Origin of the sequence: Streptomyces sp. PH10-H1 (assembly GCF_030063355.1) — a bacterium.
Classification (GTDB): domain Bacteria; phylum Actinomycetota; class Actinomycetes; order Streptomycetales; family Streptomycetaceae; genus Actinacidiphila.
The window spans coordinates 1-21,817 of the sequence record NZ_JASISZ010000107.1 but is presented as its reverse complement, the minus strand read 5'-3'; the positions used below and the strand labels follow the sequence as shown (position 1 = coordinate 21,817).

General features: G+C 69.1%; 12 protein-coding genes. 9 read left to right on the top strand and 3 right to left on the bottom strand.

Annotated elements, in window-relative coordinates:
• Positions 1–869: 869 nt before the first annotated feature.
• Positions 870–2,408 (top strand): DUF8426 domain-containing protein, encoded by a 1,539-nt coding sequence (locus QMK24_RS37305; RefSeq protein WP_283471330.1) that lies wholly within the window; start codon positions 870–872, stop codon positions 2,406–2,408.
• A gap of 891 nt (positions 2,409–3,299) precedes the next feature.
• Here QMK24_RS37305 and QMK24_RS37300 read toward each other — a convergent pair.
• The 3 genes from QMK24_RS37300 to QMK24_RS37290 all read right to left on the bottom strand — a co-directional run bounded on the left by QMK24_RS37300 (position 3,300) and on the right by QMK24_RS37290 (position 11,015).
• Complete coding sequence (locus QMK24_RS37300) at positions 3,300–8,447, bottom strand: NACHT domain-containing protein (protein ID WP_283471329.1); 5,148 nt, start codon at positions 8,445–8,447, stop codon at positions 3,300–3,302.
• 1,306 nt (positions 8,448–9,753) lie between these two features.
• A complete protein-coding gene (locus QMK24_RS37295; RefSeq protein WP_283471328.1) occupies positions 9,754–10,506 on the bottom strand; it encodes an endonuclease domain-containing protein in 753 nt (250 codons plus the stop codon).
• Positions 10,507–10,676: 170 nt separating this feature from the next.
• Positions 10,677–11,015, bottom strand: a complete 339-nt coding sequence (locus tag QMK24_RS37290; RefSeq protein ID WP_283471327.1) for an endonuclease VII — start codon at positions 11,013–11,015, stop codon at positions 10,677–10,679.
• Between the two features lie 680 nt (positions 11,016–11,695).
• Here QMK24_RS37290 and QMK24_RS37285 point away from each other — a divergent pair.
• From QMK24_RS37285 to QMK24_RS37250, 8 genes are all read left to right on the top strand, one after another.
• Positions 11,696–13,645, top strand: coding sequence for a pRL2-11 (locus QMK24_RS37285; RefSeq protein WP_283471326.1), 1,950 nt, complete (start codon positions 11,696–11,698; stop codon positions 13,643–13,645).
• 210 nt (positions 13,646–13,855) lie between these two features.
• The gene (locus QMK24_RS37280; protein WP_283471325.1) at positions 13,856–14,884 is read left to right on the top strand and encodes a conjugal transfer protein; all 1,029 of its coding nucleotides are present in this window, start codon (positions 13,856–13,858) and stop codon (positions 14,882–14,884) included.
• 75 nt (positions 14,885–14,959) lie between these two features.
• Positions 14,960–15,187, top strand: a complete 228-nt coding sequence (locus tag QMK24_RS37275) for a TcpD family membrane protein (RefSeq protein ID WP_283471324.1) — start codon at positions 14,960–14,962, stop codon at positions 15,185–15,187.
• An 11-nt stretch (positions 15,188–15,198) separates the two neighbouring features.
• Positions 15,199–15,771: a hypothetical protein gene (locus QMK24_RS37270; RefSeq protein ID WP_283471323.1), complete on the top strand. Its 573-nt coding sequence runs from the start codon at positions 15,199–15,201 to the stop codon at positions 15,769–15,771.
• A gap of 1 nt (position 15,772) precedes the next feature.
• Complete coding sequence (locus QMK24_RS37265; RefSeq protein ID WP_283471322.1) at positions 15,773–16,597, top strand: cell division protein FtsK; 825 nt, start codon at positions 15,773–15,775, stop codon at positions 16,595–16,597.
• A complete protein-coding gene (locus QMK24_RS37260) occupies positions 16,594–19,188 on the top strand; it encodes an ATP-binding protein (protein WP_283471321.1) in 2,595 nt (864 codons plus the stop codon). The genes QMK24_RS37265 and QMK24_RS37260 overlap by 4 nt, the downstream gene beginning before the upstream one ends.
• Before the next feature lie 27 nt (positions 19,189–19,215).
• Entirely contained in the window at positions 19,216–19,764 is a 549-nt protein-coding gene (locus QMK24_RS37255) for a hypothetical protein (RefSeq protein WP_283471320.1), read from the top strand.
• Entirely contained in the window at positions 19,677–21,740 is a 2,064-nt protein-coding gene (locus tag QMK24_RS37250; RefSeq protein WP_283471319.1) for a chromosomal replication initiator protein DnaA, read from the top strand. Before QMK24_RS37255 ends, QMK24_RS37250 begins: the two co-directional genes overlap by 88 nt.
• Positions 21,741–21,817 lie beyond the last annotated feature (77 nt).

The following is a 21,817-nucleotide window of genomic DNA, read 5'->3' as shown; positions in this document are numbered from 1 at the left end:
CTCAGCCCGGTCGAGTTCGAGGAGAAGCACTACGCCGAACAGGCAACGACCGAACGAGCGAACCTGAAACCCCGTCAACCCTCCCTGACCAGCTGATCAGCACCTCCCGAGCAACGGGGGAACCTCACGGGGGTGGTTGTTCGTGTGGCTGGGGCGGGAGTTGCGGTGCCGGTCCTGGGCTTGGTTATCGGTGAACGTTGACCGGTGCGTCGTCCCCGCAGCCTTCCATGATGTCCGGGGTGCCGTGAGTGATGACGTGTCGATCCTCTCTGTAGTTACGACATCAAGCTGTCTTTGAAGTGCAGTGCTTAATGTTGGTGTAGAAGATCCTGGTCTACCTGTGAACTGGGATGGTATTCGCGTCTCGTCCTAGGTAGCCGGTGGTCGATGGCCTCTGAACTGCCATGCTGTGACTAGGCAAGTAATGTCGTGACTAGAAGGATAATTTCTTACGAAGCGCGTCGATCGGGCGAGGCGTGTATGCGTACCTTTTACGGTCGATGATCATTTATTCGGTACTTGAGCGGAATGCGGCCTTCGCGTTGAAGTGATGAGGGCGTGCCGAATGTCGGCGCGGTCCCGGCACGGGTCACGCCGAGGACCGTCGCTCACAGTCTCATCTACCGGGGCAGCCCGATGAAGGCCCGCCGTCCCTCTTTGGCGGGACCGGTGAGCCCTCGATCCGCGAGAGCCAGTATCGGGGCGACCTGCTGTTGCGCCCGCGGCTTCCCGCGCTAGGCAACAACCGCGGCGAGCCGACAGAACCGCGCAGTCGCCGGCCAACTGTCGAACACGTCGTAAAACGGTGGCCTGTACAGTCATGCCACTCGCGGTGCCCGGTCGGGCCATGAGCGAAAAAGAAACGGGGAGTGGTGGCGCAAGCTTGGGTGGTACGGGCCGGCTCGGAGGGCGAGCGGGAGCAGTACGCCATCGACGAGGCGCTGGTCGTCGTAGGTTGGGAGGAAGTCGAGCACGACCTCAGCACCTGCCAGTCCATTGACGAGCTCGATGCGGTACTCGACAAGACTTACCCCCAAGTCGCCGCCGGCACCCGCAACAACTGGAAACACCAGCTGTGGCGGTTCAAGGCGAAGATGAGCGTCGGCGACTTTGTGGTCATGCCACGCAAATTCCAGCCTTTCGTAGCCGTCGGCGAGGTGACCGGCCCCTACGAGTACCGGGCCGACGCCGAACCGGGCTTCCGCCATGTGCGCCCCGTGTCCTGGCGGCGCAAGGACGTGATGCGCGCAGCGATCGGAGGGGACCTGCGGGACAGCATGGGGGCCTTCTTGACCGTCAGCGGACTGAGTCGCCGCAACGCCGCACAGCGGGTCCAGGAACTCGCAAGCTCAGGCATCGATCCGGGCTATGACGGCGATATCGAGCCGCCGGCCGATGCTACTGCCTTGGTACTGGAAGTGGAGCAGGAGGGTACCCGGCAGCTCACCGCGCGTGCTCTGATCGGTCTGTGGGGCTGGCAGCGCCGTACCAACGACGTCATCGACATCGTCGACGCCGAGCTCGCCGTGCGCGGGCTGCGTGCGACTCCGCATTTCACCGAAGTGGCACTCGATGGCCTGGTCACCGTTTCAGCTATCGACGCTGCCGAGGTACAGGCCGATACGCAAGCCCAGCAGGGTGCGGATCGGGCCGGCGGCGTGACCGAGGTAGACCTGGGACGGCACTGGCGTATCGGCAGCCTTCTGCCCAGCGTGCGGAACGTGACCACCGTCGCCTACGACGCGCCGCTGAGCACCGCGCTGACCTGGATGGTCGAGCATGACTACTCCCAGCTGCCCGTCGTCAACGACAACAACGTGCTGCGCGGGGTCATCACCTGGGAGAGTATCGCCCGTGCCCAATTGGCAAAGCGCGAACCCACCGTTGCAGCCGCTATCGACCCACATCCGCACACCGCCCACGAGCAGGAGGAACTTCTTGTCCGCATCGGCGACATCCGGCAGCACGGCTTCCTGATCGTCACCGATCGATACAACCTCGTCGTCGGCATCCTGACTGCCTCCGACCTCGCCGAGCAGCTCAGGCTCCGCGTCGAGCCCTTCATCCTGCTGGGCGAGGCAGAACGCCGCCTGCGCCGCCTTACCCGCAGTATCGACCCCGATCATCTGCCGCAGGCCTCCGGAATCCGGAAGAAGAAGCTCGATCGGAACGAGGAGCTCACCCTCGGCCAGTACCCGGCGCTGCTGGCTGACGAGACATGTTGGGCTGATCTCGACTGGCCCTACGACCAGAACGGCATAGTCAGCCGAGTCGCCGTGGTCAAGGACTACCGCAACGAGCTGGCGCACTGGGACGTGGACGCCCCTGAGCAGAAGACCGAGCCGCTCGCCGCCACCAAGCGCCTCCTGAAACTGCTCAAGCTCCTGGACTACGATCCGCAGCCCTGACCGGTCTCGGTCCGGTGGCCTACCAGTTGCTACGGCCGACGGCGTCGTCGACGCTGTGCAGACCCACGCCTGCTGCCCGCGCGAACTATCCGGTGCCGGTGCGGGAGCGTCCTGGCGCCTCGTCTACCTGTCGGGCCGAGAGGAGGCCGTGCTCTCGGTTGGCCCGGTCAGCTCTGGGACAGATCCTGGGGCCGTCGTTCGCCCTGGACGTGGTCGTATCGTCGGCGACCTGGGTGGTGCGCAGCCGGGTGGCTGCGCGTGGCGGGGGTTGCCCGTCGTCGGTCGTATCCGTGATCCCTTCGGGCGGGAGCCGGGCCGATGGGCGGCATTGCGCTGATGGGGGCAGGGTAGTGCCACAGCCTGGCCAGGGGGTCCTCGGGGCTGGGGCCGAGTAGGAGGTCCAGTAGCGCGGGGTGCCCCTGGTAGAGCGGGCGTTCCTCGCCCGCGCCCGGCGGGGGTCGCGGCACGGCTGCCCTGGGCGCGGGGCATGGGCAGGCAGCCGGCGGACGTAGGTGGCGGCGTGCTGCTGGGTGCCATGGCCCATGTGGTGGATCGTCGCCCCGTAGCGGGTGCGCGCTGGTAGCGATCGCATGGCCGGCGGGGTCGATCACCTCGACGGGACACTTCGCAGCGGTAGCTGGCTTCGCTTTCTGCGGTCAGGCGCGGGTACACCCGGGATTGAAAAGGCAGAGATAGCCAGGTCGCCTGACGTGGCACGGATTTTAGAGCAACTGCCGCCACCTTCTGGTGGGGGTGAAAAGCTACTGCGCAGATTGATCGCTCCGTTGCTGCGCGCAGCGCCCCGGTTTGTCTAGGAATGGGAGCGGGGGAGGGCGACGACGAGGAGAATTCATGCGGATGGCTTGACCTGTGCTGCTTCGCACCGGCGTCTTACGGGTTCGGTGAGGCATCGAGGGTGCGGAGAAGCAAGAGGGGGACTGGGAGGTTCTGGCTGGTGCAGTAGTCGCGGACGGTGTCCGGTTCGGACTGCTGGGCCTGGTGGTTCAGGCGTGCGTGCAGGCTGTTGAGTGTCGGGTCGGTGAGTGTGCTGGCCGCGGCGAGGAGGGCCGTGAGCTGCGCCGAGTGTGCGTCGCTGGTCTGTTGTGATTGGACGTGGTTGCTCAGGCAGTCGCGAGCTTCCTCGTCCCGGCGGAGTCTGCGGATCAGGGCCCTGGCGAACATGTGGTCGACGAAGGGTCCCCACCTGTTGAGGCGGGCGATGTCACCGCGCAGTTGGGACAGGAGATCCTCCGCGGGAACGGCGGCGTACGTGAGTGCGAAATACGTTCGCGGTTCCATCCGTACGGCCTCCTTGACTGCTTGTGCCCGGGTCAGCATTTTCCAGTACCGGTTGACCTCCTCGTCCTCGGGGAATCCGTCCGCCAGTGCCTCCAAAGCGCTGGAGCGGCTCGGGAGGAGGTCACGTGCCCAGCCCTGGGGGAGGTCGGCGTGCAGTTGGACGCGAACGCTTTCCGGTTCCAGCCCGAGCAGGTGGGACTCTGCCAGGAGCAGGTTGGCCAGTGGGCGGAGGTTGGTGGAGTCGCTCGTTGAACGGAGCGTCTCTAGCAAGCCTGGTTCGCCGTGATGTTTGTTGGCGTACCAGGCCAGGACTCCCGGCTGGTCAAGGAGGCCCGGTTCGGAGGCGACCGCAGCACCGAGTTCGGCGGCGAGCGACGGCTCCCGATCTGCCACCAGCGCGAGATATCCCCAGGCTCCGCTGTCAGGCCCTCCCCCCAGGGCGGTGGTGAGCCGCTTGACGGGAGAGGTGCCCAGGTGCGCGCGGAGGTGGGGCCAGCGATCGGCGAGTGCGGCCAGGAGGAGCAGGTCGGCATCGGGGCCGGTGTCGCTCAACATCAGCTTCCCGCCTTGCAGACCGCCTTCGGTTAGAAGGTGGAGTTCGTCGGTGAGCAGGATGCCCAGCCACGCGGATCGCTGCTGGCCCCAGCTCATGAAGCCTTTGCCGATGCTGTGTTGGGCAAGGATGTCGATGGCCTGTTGCCAGTCGTTCTGGGGCAGCGTCCCGGTGTCGTGCTGGAGAGTGAGGTGGGTGTGGTAGGCGGCGGAGGCAGCGGACCTGGCCAGGTCTTCAGGTTCGAGTGGCCAGTTGCGGGTGAGTGCGCACACGGTGGCGCTGTCGGCTTGGTCGCCGGCCAGGAGTGTGTGGAGGGTTCGGCGGGCCGGGGTGGGCAGGGCTGGGTGCGTGGTGTTGAGGACCTTCACCACGGTGGCGATGATGTCGGGGTCGTCGCCGTAGGCATGGGTGATCGCGTCGAGCGGGGCCTGCGGGGCGGCCAGGAGTTCGGTGGTGAGGGTGCGGGCCGGGGCACTGCGGGGGAGGCGGACGATCACCTCATAGGCGATCCCGTCCAGCCCGGGGTACTTGAAGGTCGTGAGGGCGTCGAGGCAGGCGGCGGCGACACGGTCGGCTTGCGGGCCTTGGGTGATACCGAGATCCTGGCAGGTATCCAGGAGAGCGAGGGTGACGATGTCCACGCGCAGGCGTGCGGTGTCTGCCGGCGGTTCGAGCAGTTGAAGGAGTCGCGTGAGCGCGGCGTCGGGGCCAAGGACGGGGGCGGCGGCTCGGGCAATCCGGGAAGCGCGCCTGGGTTCGCTGAGCAGCATGGTGCGCAGTGCTGCGACGACCTCGGGGTCCTGGTCCCAGTGCGCTGTCAAGGCGCCGGCGGCCCAATGGGGTGTGCCGCTGGAGGCGAGGTTCTGCAGCAGGTAGTCGCGGACGGTGCGGCTCTTGCTCATCGCGGTCAGGGCGGGAAGGTCGAAGTCCAGGGGGCGAGCGCCGTCGCCATCCAGCAGAGTGTCGGCCGCCGCCGAGACCTGTGGGTGCTCGGGGTAGGCCCGGGCGAGCGGCCCCAGACCCAGGAAGCTTGCCAGGGAGTGATCGGTACGCAGTGTCCCGCAGACGAAGGCGATGGTCCGCGGTTCCTGCGCGAAGCCCTGCAAGAGGACCGCCCAAGCAAGATGGCGGTCTCCGTATCGGCGGCTGCCCTTGTCGAGGATCTCCAGGCAACTATCGAGGACGCTGTCACGTGGCTGTCCCGGTTCGGCGACGGCGGCCAGGAGCGTATTGGCCAGCAGCGGGAGCCATAGGCGGTCGGTGTCAGCGGTGCCGAGTTGGTCGGTCAGCCAGTCCCGTTCGGCGGGCGTGACGGCGGCGACGTCGCCACGTCGGTCGCCGAGCGGCGCACCGGGACCGGAAGCGGCGGTTGTGCCGAGCGCACCGGCGAGGCCGACCAGCCGTACGGGCAGAGCATCCTGCCGACGTGCATGCGCGATCAATCGGGTGACGCACTGATCTTCGGGCCAGCTCCTGATCAGTTCATGCGTAATCAGCGCGGTGTGCTCGGCTGTCGGCCCTTGCGCGGCGGCGCGCAGGAGGGCCTCCAGCGTTTCGTCTCGGCGTTCCCCGTCGGCGTACCGGCAGATCAGAGATATCGCGGCGGCGCTGACAGCGAGCACGTCCTCACCGCGTAGCGCCGCAGCCAGGACGGGCCATACCGGGCTCGGCAGTTGACTGTCGTCGACGACGCTGCCCAGGCGATCGAGCAGCGCGGCCGGTACGGGCTGGTGAGCCACGGTCCACCGCTGGAGGTGACCGAGCAGGAGGCCGGCGAGAACAGGTTGGCGCAGCCCTGGCAGCACGGCCTTGAGCAGGCGCTGGCGCAGCGGAACGTAGGGATGGGTGTCGATCATTTCCAGGACACGAGTTGCGTGGCGGCGCGCGTGCCCCGGTGCGAGACCGAAGCCGCCGAACACCGCCTCGGCCAGTACGTGCGCCGCAGCCATGCCTGCGGGCCGGTCCGGGACAGCGTGGTCAGCCAGGATGTCGACGACCGCCGGCATCTGGTTGGGACGCAGCCGCCACATGATGGCCAGGAGGACCTCGCTCCAGCGGGCGTCGCCCGCATGCTCGGCGACCAGAGTGTGCAGCGTTTCGGGGGCCAGGTAATCGACCGCGTATTCTGCGGCAAGCTGCTCCATCAGAGCGCGGTGGAAGAACCCGAGGTCGCGGTGGGACTGCCGCACCAGGACGCCCAGTTCGCCTTCGGCGATCTGGATGAACTGCTCGCCGGCCAAGGCTGCCGCGCCGGCATCCATGGCGCCGACCTCCGGATTGCGCAGCGCGTCGATGACCATCCTCCGGACCTGGGTCTCCAGGACCGGCCCGAACATGCCGCGTTCTTGGTGAGTGAAGGCGATCTGCGCAAGCACCGACCGCACCTGCTGGTCCGTCAGGCCAGAACGAGGTCTGGCCAGCGACGCCGCGGTGCCCCGTTTGGCCGGATGGTCCTGAAGGAACTGATCGACAACGCGCTCGTATACCTCGAAGCGGCGCCGCGGCAGCTTGACATCGGCCAGACGCAAGCCGACCAGCAGGAGCAAGAACAACGGTACGCGCGCGAGTTGGCGAAGGTCACCGCTCGCCTCGAGTTCGCGGGTGAAGTCCTCGACACGGCTGCCCAGCAGAGCCGGGCCCACGGACCGGTCACCACCGGGCCCGTGCGGAGAGCCGTGATCTGCCGGTGCGGCGTGGGCGGCAGTGAACCAGATGGTGGCCAGGGTGTGCTGCTGCGCAGCAGACAGCGGAGCCAGCTCCGCCCGGCTCCATACCCCGGACATGGCGACACGGCGCACCCCGTACGGGCGCGTGGAAAACAGGGCAGGCAGGTCCCGCTGGTCCAAGAAGGCCTCAAGAGCGGTTGATGCGCTACGCGCTGCCTCCTCGGTCTCCCACTCATCCAGGCCGTCGACGATCAGCAGCAGGCGCTCGTCCTGAAGCGCCTTGGCGACCAGATCCCACAGATACGCGCCGTCGTTGTGCTCCAGCCACGCCTTGAGCGTGGAGGAGACCGAGGCGCGGTCGTCGTCGTAGGCACGACGACGGGTGAAGAAGTGGAACGGCAACCAGACCGGCAGGCGGTCCCCGAAACGAGCCGTCCAGCCAGGCAGGACCGGTTGCTCGGACAGCAGGTCGAGCAGAGCAAAACGCAGAAAGGTGCTCTTGCCGCTACCCGGCCCGCCCACCAAAAGATGTCGATCACTGGACGCGAGCCACTCGTCGATGCCGGTACGGGCCTCGACATCCGCCAGCCACGGTGCCGACGCGGGCTCGCCGGCTCCGTGCGCAACAGCCGCAGCGTCGCGAGCTGACCCACCCGCCCCACCCCAGGCCTCGGGGGCCGCCATTTCGACCCTGGAACCCTCGGACTGCGCCCACCACTGCAACGCAGTGACCGTCGGCCTGCTCAAAGTCGATGACACGGAGCCGGGCACAGTTGCCGCTTGCGCGAGAACGTCCGGAACGACGAACCGGTCACGGAACGCCACCCTAGGCGCGTCGGCCCGCTGCAGGGCGGCCATACCGGAGTCGGTCAGGTCGAAGAACGTCGTGTAGAACGATGCCAGCTTGGTCCGCAGCGCACCGACCTCGGCGGCGTCCAGGCGCCCGCCCAAAGCGGCGGCCGCCTCCGAGGACACGAACCGCTCCACCCACCGGCGGCCGAAGAAGTCGTCCACCAGGTACGGCTCGGTCTTCAACTGTGCCGACAACTCTTCGGCGTCCCACACCTCGAAGCCGATGCCCAGCTTCTCCAGCCTCGCGCGCTGCTTTCTCACCTCGTCATCGAATTTGCGCTCCACCCCGGACAGGCTCACTGCGTAAACGAAGACACGACTGGCATCCGCCCAGTCACCTGCGAGGAATTCGTTCACGGCCTTGCCCAGCTTCGCCGCGGTGAGCACCGCGATCCTGCGCGACTGCAGACTCAGGTACTGGCGCGACCGGTCGGAGGACCACTGTCCCTCGGGCAACCGCACGTACAAGTCGATGCCCTCCTGGTCCTGCCCCGCCCTCCCGTACAGCTTCGCCGCTACTGCCTCCTTCTGGCTCAGCTTCCATCGCGGGGAGCCGACCGGGACCCGGTCAACCGCGTGGTCGACCTCACCTCTGCGCCGCGCCAGACGCAGATTGAGACGCTCGAAGTTCTCCCAAGCCAGGCTCGCGAACGGCAGCACCTGATCCATGGTCTCAACCGGCGGATCCAGGTCCTGGCAGGCAACCAGCGTCTGCAGCCGCGGGGGCGCAGGAATCCAGCTCCCCGCGTCACCGGGGACCGACGCCACACCCGCTTCGCCAGTTGTTCGAGCTCCGCGCCCGTTTTTGCGCCCCATGCCTCCTATCCTGGACCATCGAACGTCGTCTGACGGGATCTCGGCCAGCCCTGTTTGGCGCGTCCAGCCCCCGGAGCGCCCGGCGTATACCGTGGGCAGCCGCACCCGGACGCCGCTTTGACGGGGCGTTGTCCGGATGACGGCGGGGGATCGGGTGCCGGACCGGTGGGATTTGATCGGGGGATGACCTTGCGGGTTCGGTGCCGGGCCCCAGCACTCCGGCACACGGTCAACGCGGTGGCGCCCACAACTTGCTCCCCCCAGTCCCCAAGTCTGCTCAGCCAGCGGCCCTAGCGGTAGACGCTGGGGGAGCGGGCCGCGGAATCTATACCGGGGTGACGATGGAGTCCAGCAGGCTATCCTTCCCGGGCGGTCTGGCCTGGATCAGGCGCGAATGGTGGCGGAGTATGGAGCGGTCGAACAGTGGTGAGCAGACGGTCTGCCGACATCGGTCGCTGGTAGCGATCAATTTGTACGAGTTGCTGCGGAAGTACGAATGCCAGGACTGCCAGGCCGTTCTTACGTGCTCGTGCGACCGGGAGATCGCCGTTTACGTCCTTCCGCATCAGGCCATGCGAAGTGTGGACGCGCAGCGATTCGAAGTGCGTGTCACCGATCCACTGACGGATGGTGTCTGCCACGAGTGCCGAGGTGAGACACCTCCGGTCGCGCCGAGCAAGCCCCATCGCGGGGCGGCGAGTCTGGTCCAGCGGTACTACTGGAGGGAGATCTACAAGGAGACGAACCACCGGTTCATCGAGTGGATACGATCGCGCGGACTGCCCTTGTGCGGTCCTGATGGGCAGCCAAGGGTGATGGCGCTCGCGCGTGCGCATGAGGATCAGTATCGAACCCTCAAGCGTGCCGTTATCGCGGACGTAACACGGTCGAGTCGTCAACGGCGGCCAGATCTACAAGATCGCGAAGGCCGCGGAGAAGGACGCCCGGGGGAGCCGCGGAACCGGGTCACCGGTCGGTGCGCCGGCAGCAGCGGAACCGACGCCGGCGAACGCCTGACCTACGGCGGCCTTCGCCGGCTGCCCGAGAACTGATCGTCAGCGCGGCCGGCCTGACGGGTCGGGGTGCAGCAGCGCGGCGGGTCCTGGGCTGCGTCTGCTGTCGGCTCGCCGGCCCCGTCGCCGAGACGTCGCCAGCGCGATCACGGGTGGCTCCCGCCGATGCCGTCGCAGGGCGGAGGCGTCGTGGTCGTCAGGGCGGCGTCGACGACAGCTTGGACGAGAGCTGTGGTCTCGGCTGCCGTGACGTCCCGTGCCCATCGTCCGCGCGTGTGCCAGGTGCAGTTCAGTTCGAACCGGCGTACCCCGTGGGTCTGGTGCCCTTCGCCGGCGTACGGTTGCCGGTCGCAGGTTCCGTGCTGCTCGGTCTGCTCCAGATGCAAGCGGACCACGGCGGAGTGGAACCGCAGGGGCAGGGTGCGTTGGTCACGGCAGCCTTTGCACTCCAACAGGTACCGCGCGCCCTCGTCTCGCTGAAGGAAGTAGTAGGGCAGGCCGCTGCCCTCGGAGGTGTTGCAGCCGGCGCAGAGCGGACCTCGCAGATAGTCGTGGTCGTGGCAGTGGTCCCATCCGGCCGCCTGGCGCGCCTGGCACAGCGCACACACGTAGTCGTCAGGTTGCGTGCGGCGCCGTCGGGCCGAGTCGTACAGCACGCCGCGCAGGTGACCGGTGTACGGCTGGAACGTTGCCCCGCTACAGGGCGGACACAAGGTGACGTACCCGGTCTTGGTCGGCGTCCGCCAGCCACCCCATACGTCCGGATCCAGGGCGCCACAGCCGGAACACTCCCGCGCCCGGGCGAGTAGATCACCTTCCACGCGCTGGCCCCGGTCAAGGAGGTCGGTGTAGGCGCGCGGGAGGAGCCAGCCCTCGCCCGACCAGGTCAGCAACTCCAACGGCCGGGTCCCGCGATGTTCTGCGAGCTCCGGCGCTCGGCGCTGGCGGCGACGAACTCGTCCCAGGTCATGCCGCCGGGTAGACCGTTCTGCTCGATCGTCTTCCAGGCGCCCCAGTCCGTGGGCGCCTCCTCAACCAGGCAGCGCTCGGCCTGGGTCTTGCGGCGGGCTCAGTGAAACATCCATGCCACCAGCTCGCGCCGCCAGTCCGGGAGCTGCCTGTCGCCGGGCTCGCCCTGGTCGCGGTACGCGGGCAGGTGCAGTTCCACGACGTCGTCCAGGACCAGAGGCAGCTCTGCCAGCGTCCGTGCGGCGCGGCGGATGTCCCGTTCGTCGTACGTCCAGCGGGCCTTGTGCTTGTAGCAGCGCACCGCGATGTCGCCCAGCACCACGTGTCCGTGGTGGCGCAGCCGGGGCATGGCGATCAGCTCGTCCGGATCCAGCGGAACCGTGGCGCTGTGGGTCAGATCCTCGAAGAGGGAACGGGCGTACTGCGCGCTGATGGGCATGGCTGGATGGTGGCAGCTTGCTCTGGCAGCGTCCTCGGCGTGCCAGTGCGCGGTGGCCGCGTTGACGTCAGCGTCCCGGTGGCGTCGAGGTGTGCGGGCGTTGCAGGACTGCAGTACTGCAAGGGCCGGCCGGCGCCGCGTCCTCTTGCAGGTAGGCGGGCAGTACCACGTGCGGCAGGGGCTGCAGGTTGCCGCACCGGCGCCGCCGAGCCGTGCAGGATCGGCCGGCTCGATGCAGTGAAGTCCTCTGCACGGGCCAGCCGGCACGGCAGTGCAGCAGGTTTGCGCGGGAGGGGCAGGAAGACCGACGCTCCACGGCTGGCCCCCCGCGCGCTGAGGATGGGCGCTGGCGGCCCGTGCAACTGCACGGTCCGCTCCTGCTCGTCGCGCCCGAGCGGTCCTGCCAGCAGCGAACGCGCAGCGCTGCTCGTGCAGACCTGCACCGCGTTGCAGTGCAGTGAGGCAGGCCGGCGGTGCAGCACGCGTGCAGGCGGCAGCGGGTGCAGGCCCCGGTGCAGCGCGGTGCAGGAGCAGGGTGCGGCACGGTGCGGGGAGTGCTGCAGCCGGAGGCCTGCACGCGCAGAAATCTATCCACAGGCAATCCCGCTTAGCGTGCTGGAAGATCGCTTTCCGCTGGTGCGGAGGGGACCGAGATCACGAAGCGGGAGGAGCAAGGGGCGATGGCGCGCAGCGAGGTAGACAAGCAGATCGAGGAGGCCGTCGAGGGCGCCGTCTTCACGATCGGCCGGCTGTTGTCGGGCCGGGACATGGATGGCGAGCAGCGGACCAACGCGACGTTCCTGCGCTCCGGCACCCGGGTCCGGGACGGGGTGCAGGGGCGGGTCGGGCCGATGTCCTACCGGCCCGGGTGGCAGCGCGCTGCGGCCCGTGTCACCACCGGGGGAGCGCTCGGGGTCGGCGGCTGGGCCTACTGGCTCGATCCCGAGCAGACCCTGCAGGCGTTGCAGTACGGCGGGGCGGCGGCCGGTGGGCTGGTGATGACAGGGGGAATGGTCCACGCGGTGCGGACCCGGGGCCGACGCGAGTTGATGCGCGAGTGGGTCATGCCGCTGCACCTGGCCTTGGCGGAGCCGCTCGGGTTGCCGCTTGCGACCCGCCCGCGCACGTACCTGCACGTACCGGCGAACTTCTCCGATGACGACGCCGAGATCCGTATCGATCTGCCGGTCAACCTGAAGTTCAACGAAAGTGCGGTCGCCGAGATGATCGTGAAGAAACTCGCTCTGCAGGGTGTGAGCTTCTCGTGGAAGTACGACGGCCGCGCACCGTACGTCACGGTTAAGAAGGTCAACCGGCCGCCGTCCAAGGTCGTGTTCGCCGACGCGAAGGTGCGCGAACTGGTGGCGAAGGTCCCCGAATCGGCTCCGCTGATCGGCCTGACCCGGGGCGGGAAGGTCGTGTCCGTCGACCTCGACACCGAGTCCCCGCACGTGCTGGTCTCCGCCGGCACCGGTGGTGGCAAAAGCGTCATCTTGCGGACCATCGCTTCGCAGCTCATTCACCATGGAGCTCTCGGCTACATTCTCGACTTCAAGCGTGTCTCCCACCTGTGGGCGCGCGGCGTGCCGAATGTGACGTACTGCCGGGACATCTCCGATATCCACGAAGCGCTCATCTACCTCGGCGAGGAAGGGAAGCGCCGAATTCACGCAGCGGAAAAACTCGCGGACGGGGCCGACGCCATGTCCATCGGGCCACGGTTGGTCATCCTCCTGGAGGAGATCAACGCGACAATGAAGCAACTCACCCGCTACTGGGAGAAGATAAAGGAAAAAGGCGACCCGAAAGTCTCCCCGGCCGTCGACGCGCTCGCAGAAATCCTGTTCATGGGCCGTGCCGTTCGGCTGCACGTACTGCTCGTCGCACAGTCCGCGACCGCCCGGGCACTCGGCGGCCCCGAAATGCGAGAAAACTTCGCCACTCGAATTCTCGCCCGGTACACGCAAAACGCGTGGCGCATGCTCGTCCCCGAAGTGCAGCCGGCCCCCAAGTCCACCCGGCACATCGGCCGGGCGCAGGTAGTCCTCGGCGGCATCAGCCACGAGACCCAAATCATGTTCATGACCGACGCCGACGCCCGCGCCTGGGCCGTGTCGGGTGCTGGGAGGCCGCCATCGGTCGCCCTGAAGAAGGGCCCCGCGGAACCTCCAGTTGGGGCGAGTACACAGGTACACAGGTACACAGATGAACGTCACTACCAGGGGAAACAGGGGGTTCAGTACACAGGTACACAGGTCTCGGAGCCCTCCGAAGACTCGGGGCCCGCGCTGTCGGCGCAGGGACCACCGGGTGCAGAACCTGGCCCAGATGGAGACGTGGCGCGAGCGCAGTCGGCCCCCCGGCAAGCACCAGGGGAGCCTGATCAGCCATCGGCGGGACCGCCAGACGACGAGATGCTCGTCGGACTGCGGGCAGCCAGCGAACTGCACCTGTCGGGCATCGACCTCACAGCGCTACGGAACGCGAGAGCGAAGGACCCTGACTTCCCCGATCCGGCGAAAAGAGATGGCCGTGATGCTTTGTACCGACTTGGCGAATTGAGACGGTGGTCCAGGAACAGGGTGAGGGAAGACGGAGAACAAGAATGGGATGAGGAGGACGAGAACTAAGCGTCTCCAGCAAAGACGAGGGGCCCGCGCAACTGCGCGGGCCCCTCGTCGTATGTCCGCAGGGGCGTTGGGCGGTCGTTCGCAAAAATCTATCCACAGGTGAATGGGCATAGCGTTCCGGTATGAGGTTCCCGCAGGCGTGCGGATGGCTTCAAACCCTGTTCCCGCATGGGCACATGTACCGCACGCGATACGTCCGAGGAGTCGCACATGAGTTGGTGGCGGAAGGTATTGAGCCTTCCCGAGAAGAAGAATGCCGGGGGTGACGAGTTCGCTGATGCTGTTTCCGCTCGTGCGGGGCAACGGCGGGCCGATGACGGGACGACCACGCCGGCGGCCGCAGCCGGGGCAGCACCTGGCGGGTGGGCGGAGGAGGAGGACAGCTCGCGGGCCGGCCGCTGGAGCTTGCGGATCGTCGTGTACTGCGTGCTGGGCCTGATGGCCTTTCTCGGGGTGCGCAGCATTGCGTTCCCGCCGCGAACTGCGGTGCCGCTGCAGCAGGCGAACCCGCAGGCCGAGGCCCGCAAGGACGACGTGCCGGAGGCTGCCGCCCAGCAGGTGGCGGCGCGCTTCGCGCGCTCGTACCTGACGTGGTCGCAGGACAACCCGAAGGCGCGGGAGGCCGACCTGGCCGCGGACCTGCCCAAGGACGCGGACGCGAAATCGGGATGGGACGGCAACGGACAGTCCACGGTCGCGCAGACGATCCCCGGCCAGGTCACCCAGACCGGACCGCACCAGGCCCGGGTGTCCGTCGCGGTGCGGGTAGCGGCCACCACCGGCCAGGGCCCCAAGGCCCGCACCATCTCGTCCTGGCGCGGCCTGGAGGTACCGGTCGCCGACAGCGGCGGCCGGGTGCTGGTCACCGGACAGCCCGCACTGGTCGGCGTGCAGCAGCCCGCCGAGTGGAAAGCCCCGGACGCCCCGGACACCGACGCGAATCTCAGCCAGGCCACCCGGGCCGGGATCGACACCTTCTTCAAGGCATGGGTCGCAGGCACCGCGGACCAGGCCGCCGCGCCCGGCGCGAAGATCGCCCCGCTCGGTGACGGGATGGAACTGCGGTCCGTCGACACCTGGTCGGTCGAGGCCGGCGCCGGGGCGCGGCGCACCGGTCTGGCGACCGTGCGGTGGAAGGTGGCCGGCGCCGAGCTGCAGCAGACCTATCGCGTCACGATCGCGCAGGTCAGCGCAAGCGGCGCCACCCGCTGGCAGGCCTGGCAGGTGACGTCGCAGTGACCACCGCCCACCGGTGCCATGTGCGCACCCTCCCCGATCCCCTTCCCCTGCACCACGCGACGACCAAGGAGAGTCATGGGCGGCAATAACCAACTGGCCAGCTATGTCACCACCATCCTCAGCTCGATCTTCGGCGTTGTGCTGATGGTGCGGGTGTTCAGTCACTGGGGCCGCAGCGAGTGGGGCAAGTTGTTCACCTGCTTCATCGGCGCATCGCTGGCGGCGTACTGCATCTTCAAGCCCGCGGCCGCCGTGCAGCTCCTCACCGGCCTGGGGACGCTGATCGCCAGCGTCTTCCAGTGACGGGGGCCCCGATGCGTATTTCCAGCACGTACACACGGCACTGGGATCTCGAGACGCGCCAGCACGAACTTTTGGGCTTGGACCTGGGCGAGGGCATCCCCCGCACCACGCTGCGCTACGGGCTGGTGTTCGCCGGCACCTGGTGGACCGGGTGGCTGATCCTGTTCGGTTTCCCGCCGCAGCCAGCCGTGCCGTTGTTCCTCATCCCGCCGCTCGCCTTGACGTGGGCCGGCTCGAAGCGGTCGCTGACGTACTGGCGGCGCACCAACCTGCTGGTGTGGGGCGTGCACGCCCAGTACCTGCTGCGCGGCGTCCACCCCGTCATCGGGCGCGGCCGCATCCCGCTGCGGCGGCTCGGCCTGCGCCTGCGGGCCCGGCGGCTGGGGGAGCGGCTGACACACCTGCCCACCGTCCCCGGTATCGGTTCGCTGTTCGCGGCGACCGGGGCGGACCCGGCGCACGCGACGGGCAAGCCCATCGGGATCCGGCACCGGGTGCGCCTGTACGGGCCGGACGCAGTTGCCGCGTCCCGCCGCCGGCTGCGCAAGACGCACCGGCCCGCCGCTACCCGCCAGGAGAGCTGAGATGACCGCCCAGACCACGATGTCCTTCACCGCGCTGCGCAACGCGGTGCACATCACCGACCCGCATACCGTTCGCGCCGTGCGCGGCAGCGAGCGGGTCCTGCTGGGTCTGGCCGCCGGCGACGTACCGGTCTACCTGCCCGAGGGTGACGGCCACGTCCTGGTCGCCACCGGCGGAGGAGGCGGGACCACCACGGTGCTGCGCTCGCTGGCCGCGCAGGCCCTGCGCCGCGGTGCGCACGTCGACGTCCTCGACCTCGACCGTCGCCGCTCCTCCCACCCGTGGGCGGCGCCCCTGCCGCGGGTGCAGATCCTCGACCGCATCGAGCAGATTCACGACTATCTCGTCGACCAGCTCGACCAGCTGCGTCAGTACGACCGCGCGTCAGCCGCCGGCGCGCCGCAGCGCCGGCTGATCGTGATCGAGCACGGCGACCGGACGGTGGACGCGCTGCGCCAGTACTGGGGCCTGACCCGACCCGACAGTCAGCTGGCGGACGCTCCGGGCATCGAGGCACTGGGCCTGCTGCTGGCCGCCGGCCGGGCCGGTGGCCTGCAGATCGCGTTCGGCAGTACCCGCGGTGTCGCCCCGTACCTCGGCACGCAGGTTCGGGACGTGTTCGTCACCCGGGTCGTGGCGTACGGCGGACAGACGCTGTGGACCCGCATAGCGCCCGAGGTGTGGCCGGTCCCGCCGTACTCCGTCATCCCCGGCCGCATGCACGTCGTCCAGGACGGCACGACTACCCGATTGCAGGCCCTGTACCTGGCCGAGAACGAGGCCCGCGCCTGGGCCCGCGGCACCGTCCCGAAGGAGTACAAATGAGCGCCGCCGCCACGAAGAGGAAGAGCGTGTCCCGGTTCGGCCGGGTGCTGGGTTTGGGCGCGGAGCGGTTCATGCCGGCGCCGCAACTGGTCGCGCTGGCCGACGGCCTGGTGGTGACCACCACCGGCGCGGAGGCGTGGTTCACGCTGTCCGCGGCCAACACCGACTTGATGCCGGAGGACGTTCAGGACCTCGAACAGGACGCGGCCGCGCTGGCCCTGGCCAAAATCCTGCCCGGCTACGCCTGCCACCTCAAGGTGATCTGGTCACAGATCGACGGTGAGGTCTACCGGGCCGAGGCGCAGCAGATGTTCACTGCCGGCGACGTCGAGGCGTTCGCCGCGATGTGGGCCGCCCGCCTGGACCAGCTCGACCTCCCGCAGCGCCACCTGCTGCTGGGGGTGAAGATCGGTGAGCGGTCGTCGGCGGTGAGCGCGACGGTGAAGAACGCGGCCGGCCACGCGCTGGGCCTCAAGCACACCGGGCTGGCGGAGAACGAGCTGGCCGAACTCGACGGCGCGGTGCGCCGGCTGGAGCGGCGGCTGGAGGCCACCCCGTGGCGGGCGAGGATCGCCCCGGTCGAACTGCTGGCGTGGGCGGTGTCGCGGGAGTCCTACCGGCCGCAGCCCGCGCCGCCGACGCTCCCCACGGTCACCGGCGCGTCCCTGGTACGGCTGTCGCAGGGCCGGGCCGTGCCGCACGCCGACCACGTGCAGATGCTCGACGCGCGCGGCGAGACCGCCGCGTGGGTCTCGCTCCTGGCGATGCCGACCTTTCCCGAGCAGCTGTACACCCCCGGCGAACAGGAGTGGCTGCGCTGCCTGTCGGAGATCCGCTACACCCACGCCTCCGGAGAGGAGGTCCTCGTCTGCCCCGAGGCCTCGGTCCGGTTCGAGGTCTGGCGCAAGGGCGCGGCGATCAAGGAGGTCGACCGGGTCCGCAAGTCCGCCAAGGAACAGCGCCGCAGTGCCGCGGAAGGCTCGGCGGGCGAGGTACTGGCCGAGACCGAGGAGACCGAGGCGGTCATGGAGGGCCTGCGGCAGCGGATGTCGCGCGACAGCACCACGCTGCTGCAGGACCACCCGCGGCTGCTGGTCGCCTCGACGGAGTCGCTGGAGGACCTTCGGGCCCGCTGCGACGCGGTCGTCTCGCACTACATGGGTCTGTCGATCGACGTACTGGTGGCCGTGGACGAACAGCGCGAGCTGTGGCTGGAGAGCCAGGTCGGCGACATGCTGCGCGTCGCGGACCTCGGCCACACCCGGGAGACCAGCGCCCTGGCAGCGAGCATGTTCTGGGGTGGTTGCGAGGCCGGGGACGAGGCCGGGCCGATCGCCGGCCTGCTGACCGGCACCACCTCCGGCGTCTGCCGGTTCGACATCGCGGCCGGCTCGGCCCGGGGCGATGCCACGACCACGGCGTTTTTGGGGCGCAGCGGCCGCGGCAAGACCACTTCCATGATGAGCGCCACGCTGACCGCCGCGATGCGCGGCGCGTTCTCCCTCATGCTGGGCTTCAAAGGCGATGAGGGCGCTTTGATCAAGGCCGGTGAGTACCTGGGCCTGCCCAGCCACCACGTCACCTGCGGGGGCGACACCCCCGGTGTCGCGGACCTGTTCCGGATGCTGCCGCACGGTGAGGCCGCCCTGCAGGTGGTCAGCCAGATGCTGATCATGCTCCCGGACCACATGAGGACCCAGGGTGTGGAGACACACCTGCTGCGCGCGGCCAACGAGGTCGCCGCGGGGCCCGATCCGGCGTCCTGGCGGGTGGTGGACTACCTCAAGGGCGACGGGCACGACCTGGCCCGCAACGCCGGCCAGGCGCTGGCGGAACTCGCCCGCACCCAGCTGGGCGCCCCGGTGCTCGGCCAGCCCGCGGCCGGCGCGTCCCCGCTGCGCCCCGAGCCGGGGTTGTGGCTGGTGCAGGTGCCGGGACTGACGATGCCGCAGGCCGGCACCGTGCCCGCCGACATGACGATGAACGAGCGGGTCTCGCTCGCGCTGATGCGCGGGCTGATCGCCTACGCACTCAACACCGCGGCCCGCACGGACCTGCGCTACCTGCCGAAAGTGATCGCGGTCCCCGAAGTGCATGTCCTGACCGGTACGGACGACGGCCGCAAGTTCCTGGACCTGATCGCCCGCATGGGGCGCGCGCTGGACACCAGCCTGGCCATCGACTCCCAGGACCCGAACTCGCTGCTGGGCCTGGACGGGGTGTTGGAGGCGATCACAACCGTCTTCGGGTTCGAGCAGGCGACGAAACTGCAGCAGGACGCACTGTCGGAACTCCTGCGGCTGCCGGTCGGACCGGCCAGCCGGGCGCTGATCAGCGGCATCAGCAAAGGCGACCGCAAGAAGATCCGGCACGGGCACTGCATCGTGCGCGACCGCTACGACCGGGTGGCCACGATGCAGTGGGACATCCCGAGCGCAGAGCTGAAGCAGGCCCTGTCCACGAACCCCAAGGACCAGACGCAAGACGACGAACCAGACGAAAACAACGTGGTCGGCGACGAGTTGGACCCCGAAAGTGCGGGGTCGGATCCGCAGGCGGGGTCCACCAAGGCAGGATCGGAGGCTGCGTGATCACCAACCCACGATCAAGGAGACCTGATGAACCCGCTCCGCTCCCGCCTCGCCGGCGCCGTCCTGGCCGCCGCGGCCCTTACCTCGCTGGCCGCATGCTCGAACAGTTCCGGCTCCGCCACCGACGCGGCCGGCCCCGACCCCGTCCAGCAGGTCACCACCAACGCCCGCGCCTACATCAGCGCGTGGATGGCCACCGAGCCCGCGGACGCCAAGGCCATGTGCGCGCTGCAGACCAAGGCCGCCCGCCCGAACTTCTCCAAGGACGGCGGCACCCTGGACGGCTGCGTCGCGCAGCGCCGGCGCAACAGCACACCCGCCGACCCGTCCGCCGCTCCCCGCGGCCCACTGACCATCACGATCAGCAACGTCCAGGACGTGCCGGCCTCCGCCACCCACCCGGCCGGCAAGGGCGCCCTGGCCACCATGAGCAGGCCCGGCCGCGACCCATTCCGCTACGCACTGCGCCTTGTGAAGGAGGGTGACTCATGGCTCGTCGAGCAGACGACCGACGTCGGCACGCGGTTCAAACACACCGCGGACCCCGTCGCGCCGGTACTGGCGCAATACAGCTGATCCGCGCCGCCGGCCGGCGGATCCGCACCTTCCGTCCGCCGCGGCTGCGGACGCTGCTGCTGTGGGGGATGGGGCTGCTGACCACCCTGACGGTGACCGCGCCCAGCGCGGCCGCGGACGACACCGACAAGTACAACCCCGGCGGCGTCGGGGACCTGATGCCCTCCCCGATCACCCCGCACGGCCAGGGCACCCTTTTCGAGATGTACACGCCCAGTGCGTTCCAGCTCGACAAGCAGCTCAGCTCGGACCTGACCGGCGGCGACCTGATCGACGGCGGCATGCACCAGGTCGCGCAGATGCTCATGGGCATCCTCACGATGGTCGGTCGTGCCGCGGTCACCATCACCCAGTGGACGTTCAACGTGGTGTCGCTGCCGGAGATCGAGCCGGCCATCGCCCGCGCGATCGGGGCTGCCGCGACCCCGATGGCCACGATGTTCCTGCCCTCGGCCCTGGCCGTCGGCATGTTCATCGCCTGGGCGCGCCGCTCGGATCAGTCGATGCTCGGGCAGATGGCCTGGGTCGCGGCGTCCGCCGCGATCGCGTGCACGTTCTTCACCGCGCCGGCCACCTGGGTCAAGGGCGTCGACCAGGCCCGCCAGACCGGTGCGACCGTGGCCATGACGACCGTCGACGGCGGTCTGACCGGCGACACATCCTCCGCGATGCCGTTCAAGACGCCGGAGCCCGCGTGGTCGGGCAAGGCCCGCGACGACACCATCCGCAAGGCCAGCGACGCGGTATGGCGCACCTACGTCGCGGTCCCCTGGTGCATCGCGGACCTGGGGTCGCTGGAGGCGTGCAAGCGGTGGGGGCCCGAAGTCCTGCAGCGCGGCGACGACATGGACGCCCGTGAGGACTACCTCGCCGAGAACATGAACGACAACAACGCCGGGAAAAGCGCGGTCAACTGGCGCCAGGGGCACACCCCGGCCGGCCGGATCGGGGTGCTGCTGGCCGCCGTGATCTCCGCGGTCATCTTCTGCGCCCTGGTCATCGTGCTGGCCGCCACCACCCTCGCAAGCCTGCTGGGCGCACTGATGCTGCTCGTGTGCGGAGTCGTGTTCGCGTGCCTGTGGTGCATCCCGGGCCGCCCCCGCCAGTGGGGCGTCAGCTGGTTCGAAACCCTGATCGGCCTGACCGTCGTCAGCTTCACCTCCACCATGCTGCTGGGCTCCGTCATGATCGTCGACACCGCACTGCTGAGCCTGCTGAGCGTCTACGGCTGGCTGATGGTGTCCATGCTGAACATCGCCGCAGCCGCGATGGCGTTCAAACTCAAAGGCAAGCTCGACGGGATCGTGTCCGCCGGCGGCGCGCAACTCGCCGGCCGCGGCATCCTCAACACCGTCGGCCACCTCGCCGGCCGCCGCCGCCTGACCAACGCCCTGAGCGGCAACAACCGCAGCCCGGGCGGCAGCGACGGCCTGGTCGGCTGGGCCCGCCGCCGTTCCGCCGGCCGCTCCGCCGGAGGCCCCGACGGCGCCCCGGCCGGTACCCACTCCGGCGCCGCTGAAGGCCACACCGTGCGAATCCACCGGCCCCGCAACTACCCGCAGCCACCGGCCTTCCCACAGCTGCCCCGCTCACCGGGAACCCGGCCGGAACTTCCCTCCGGGCCGGACGCACCACGGCCCGGCGGCCCTGGCCGGCCCAACGGGCCCGGAGGACCGGCAGGACCGCGCGGCGGCCGGCCGGCCCGGCCGAACGATCCGGCAGCCCCCCGCACCGGCCCGACAAACCGGCCCCGGACCAGACCCGGCCCGCAGCGCGGCTACCCGGTACGCCCCGGGCAGCCGGAGCGCACCGGTGTACCAGAGCACCCGCGGCAGAGCGGGCCCCGCGTGGTGCAGGGCACAGTCATCAACTCCGCTCCTGCAGCCGGCACCAGGTTCCGCAGCTACCCGCCGCCGCCATCCCGGCCTCCCGCCCCGCCCCGCCACCGGCGCACCACCACCCGGCGCGCGCCGTAAGCCACCGCCGGCCACCCTGGCCGGCCACCACCAGCCTCACCCTCCCCGCGCGGTCCGGCCGTTGACACGGCCGGACC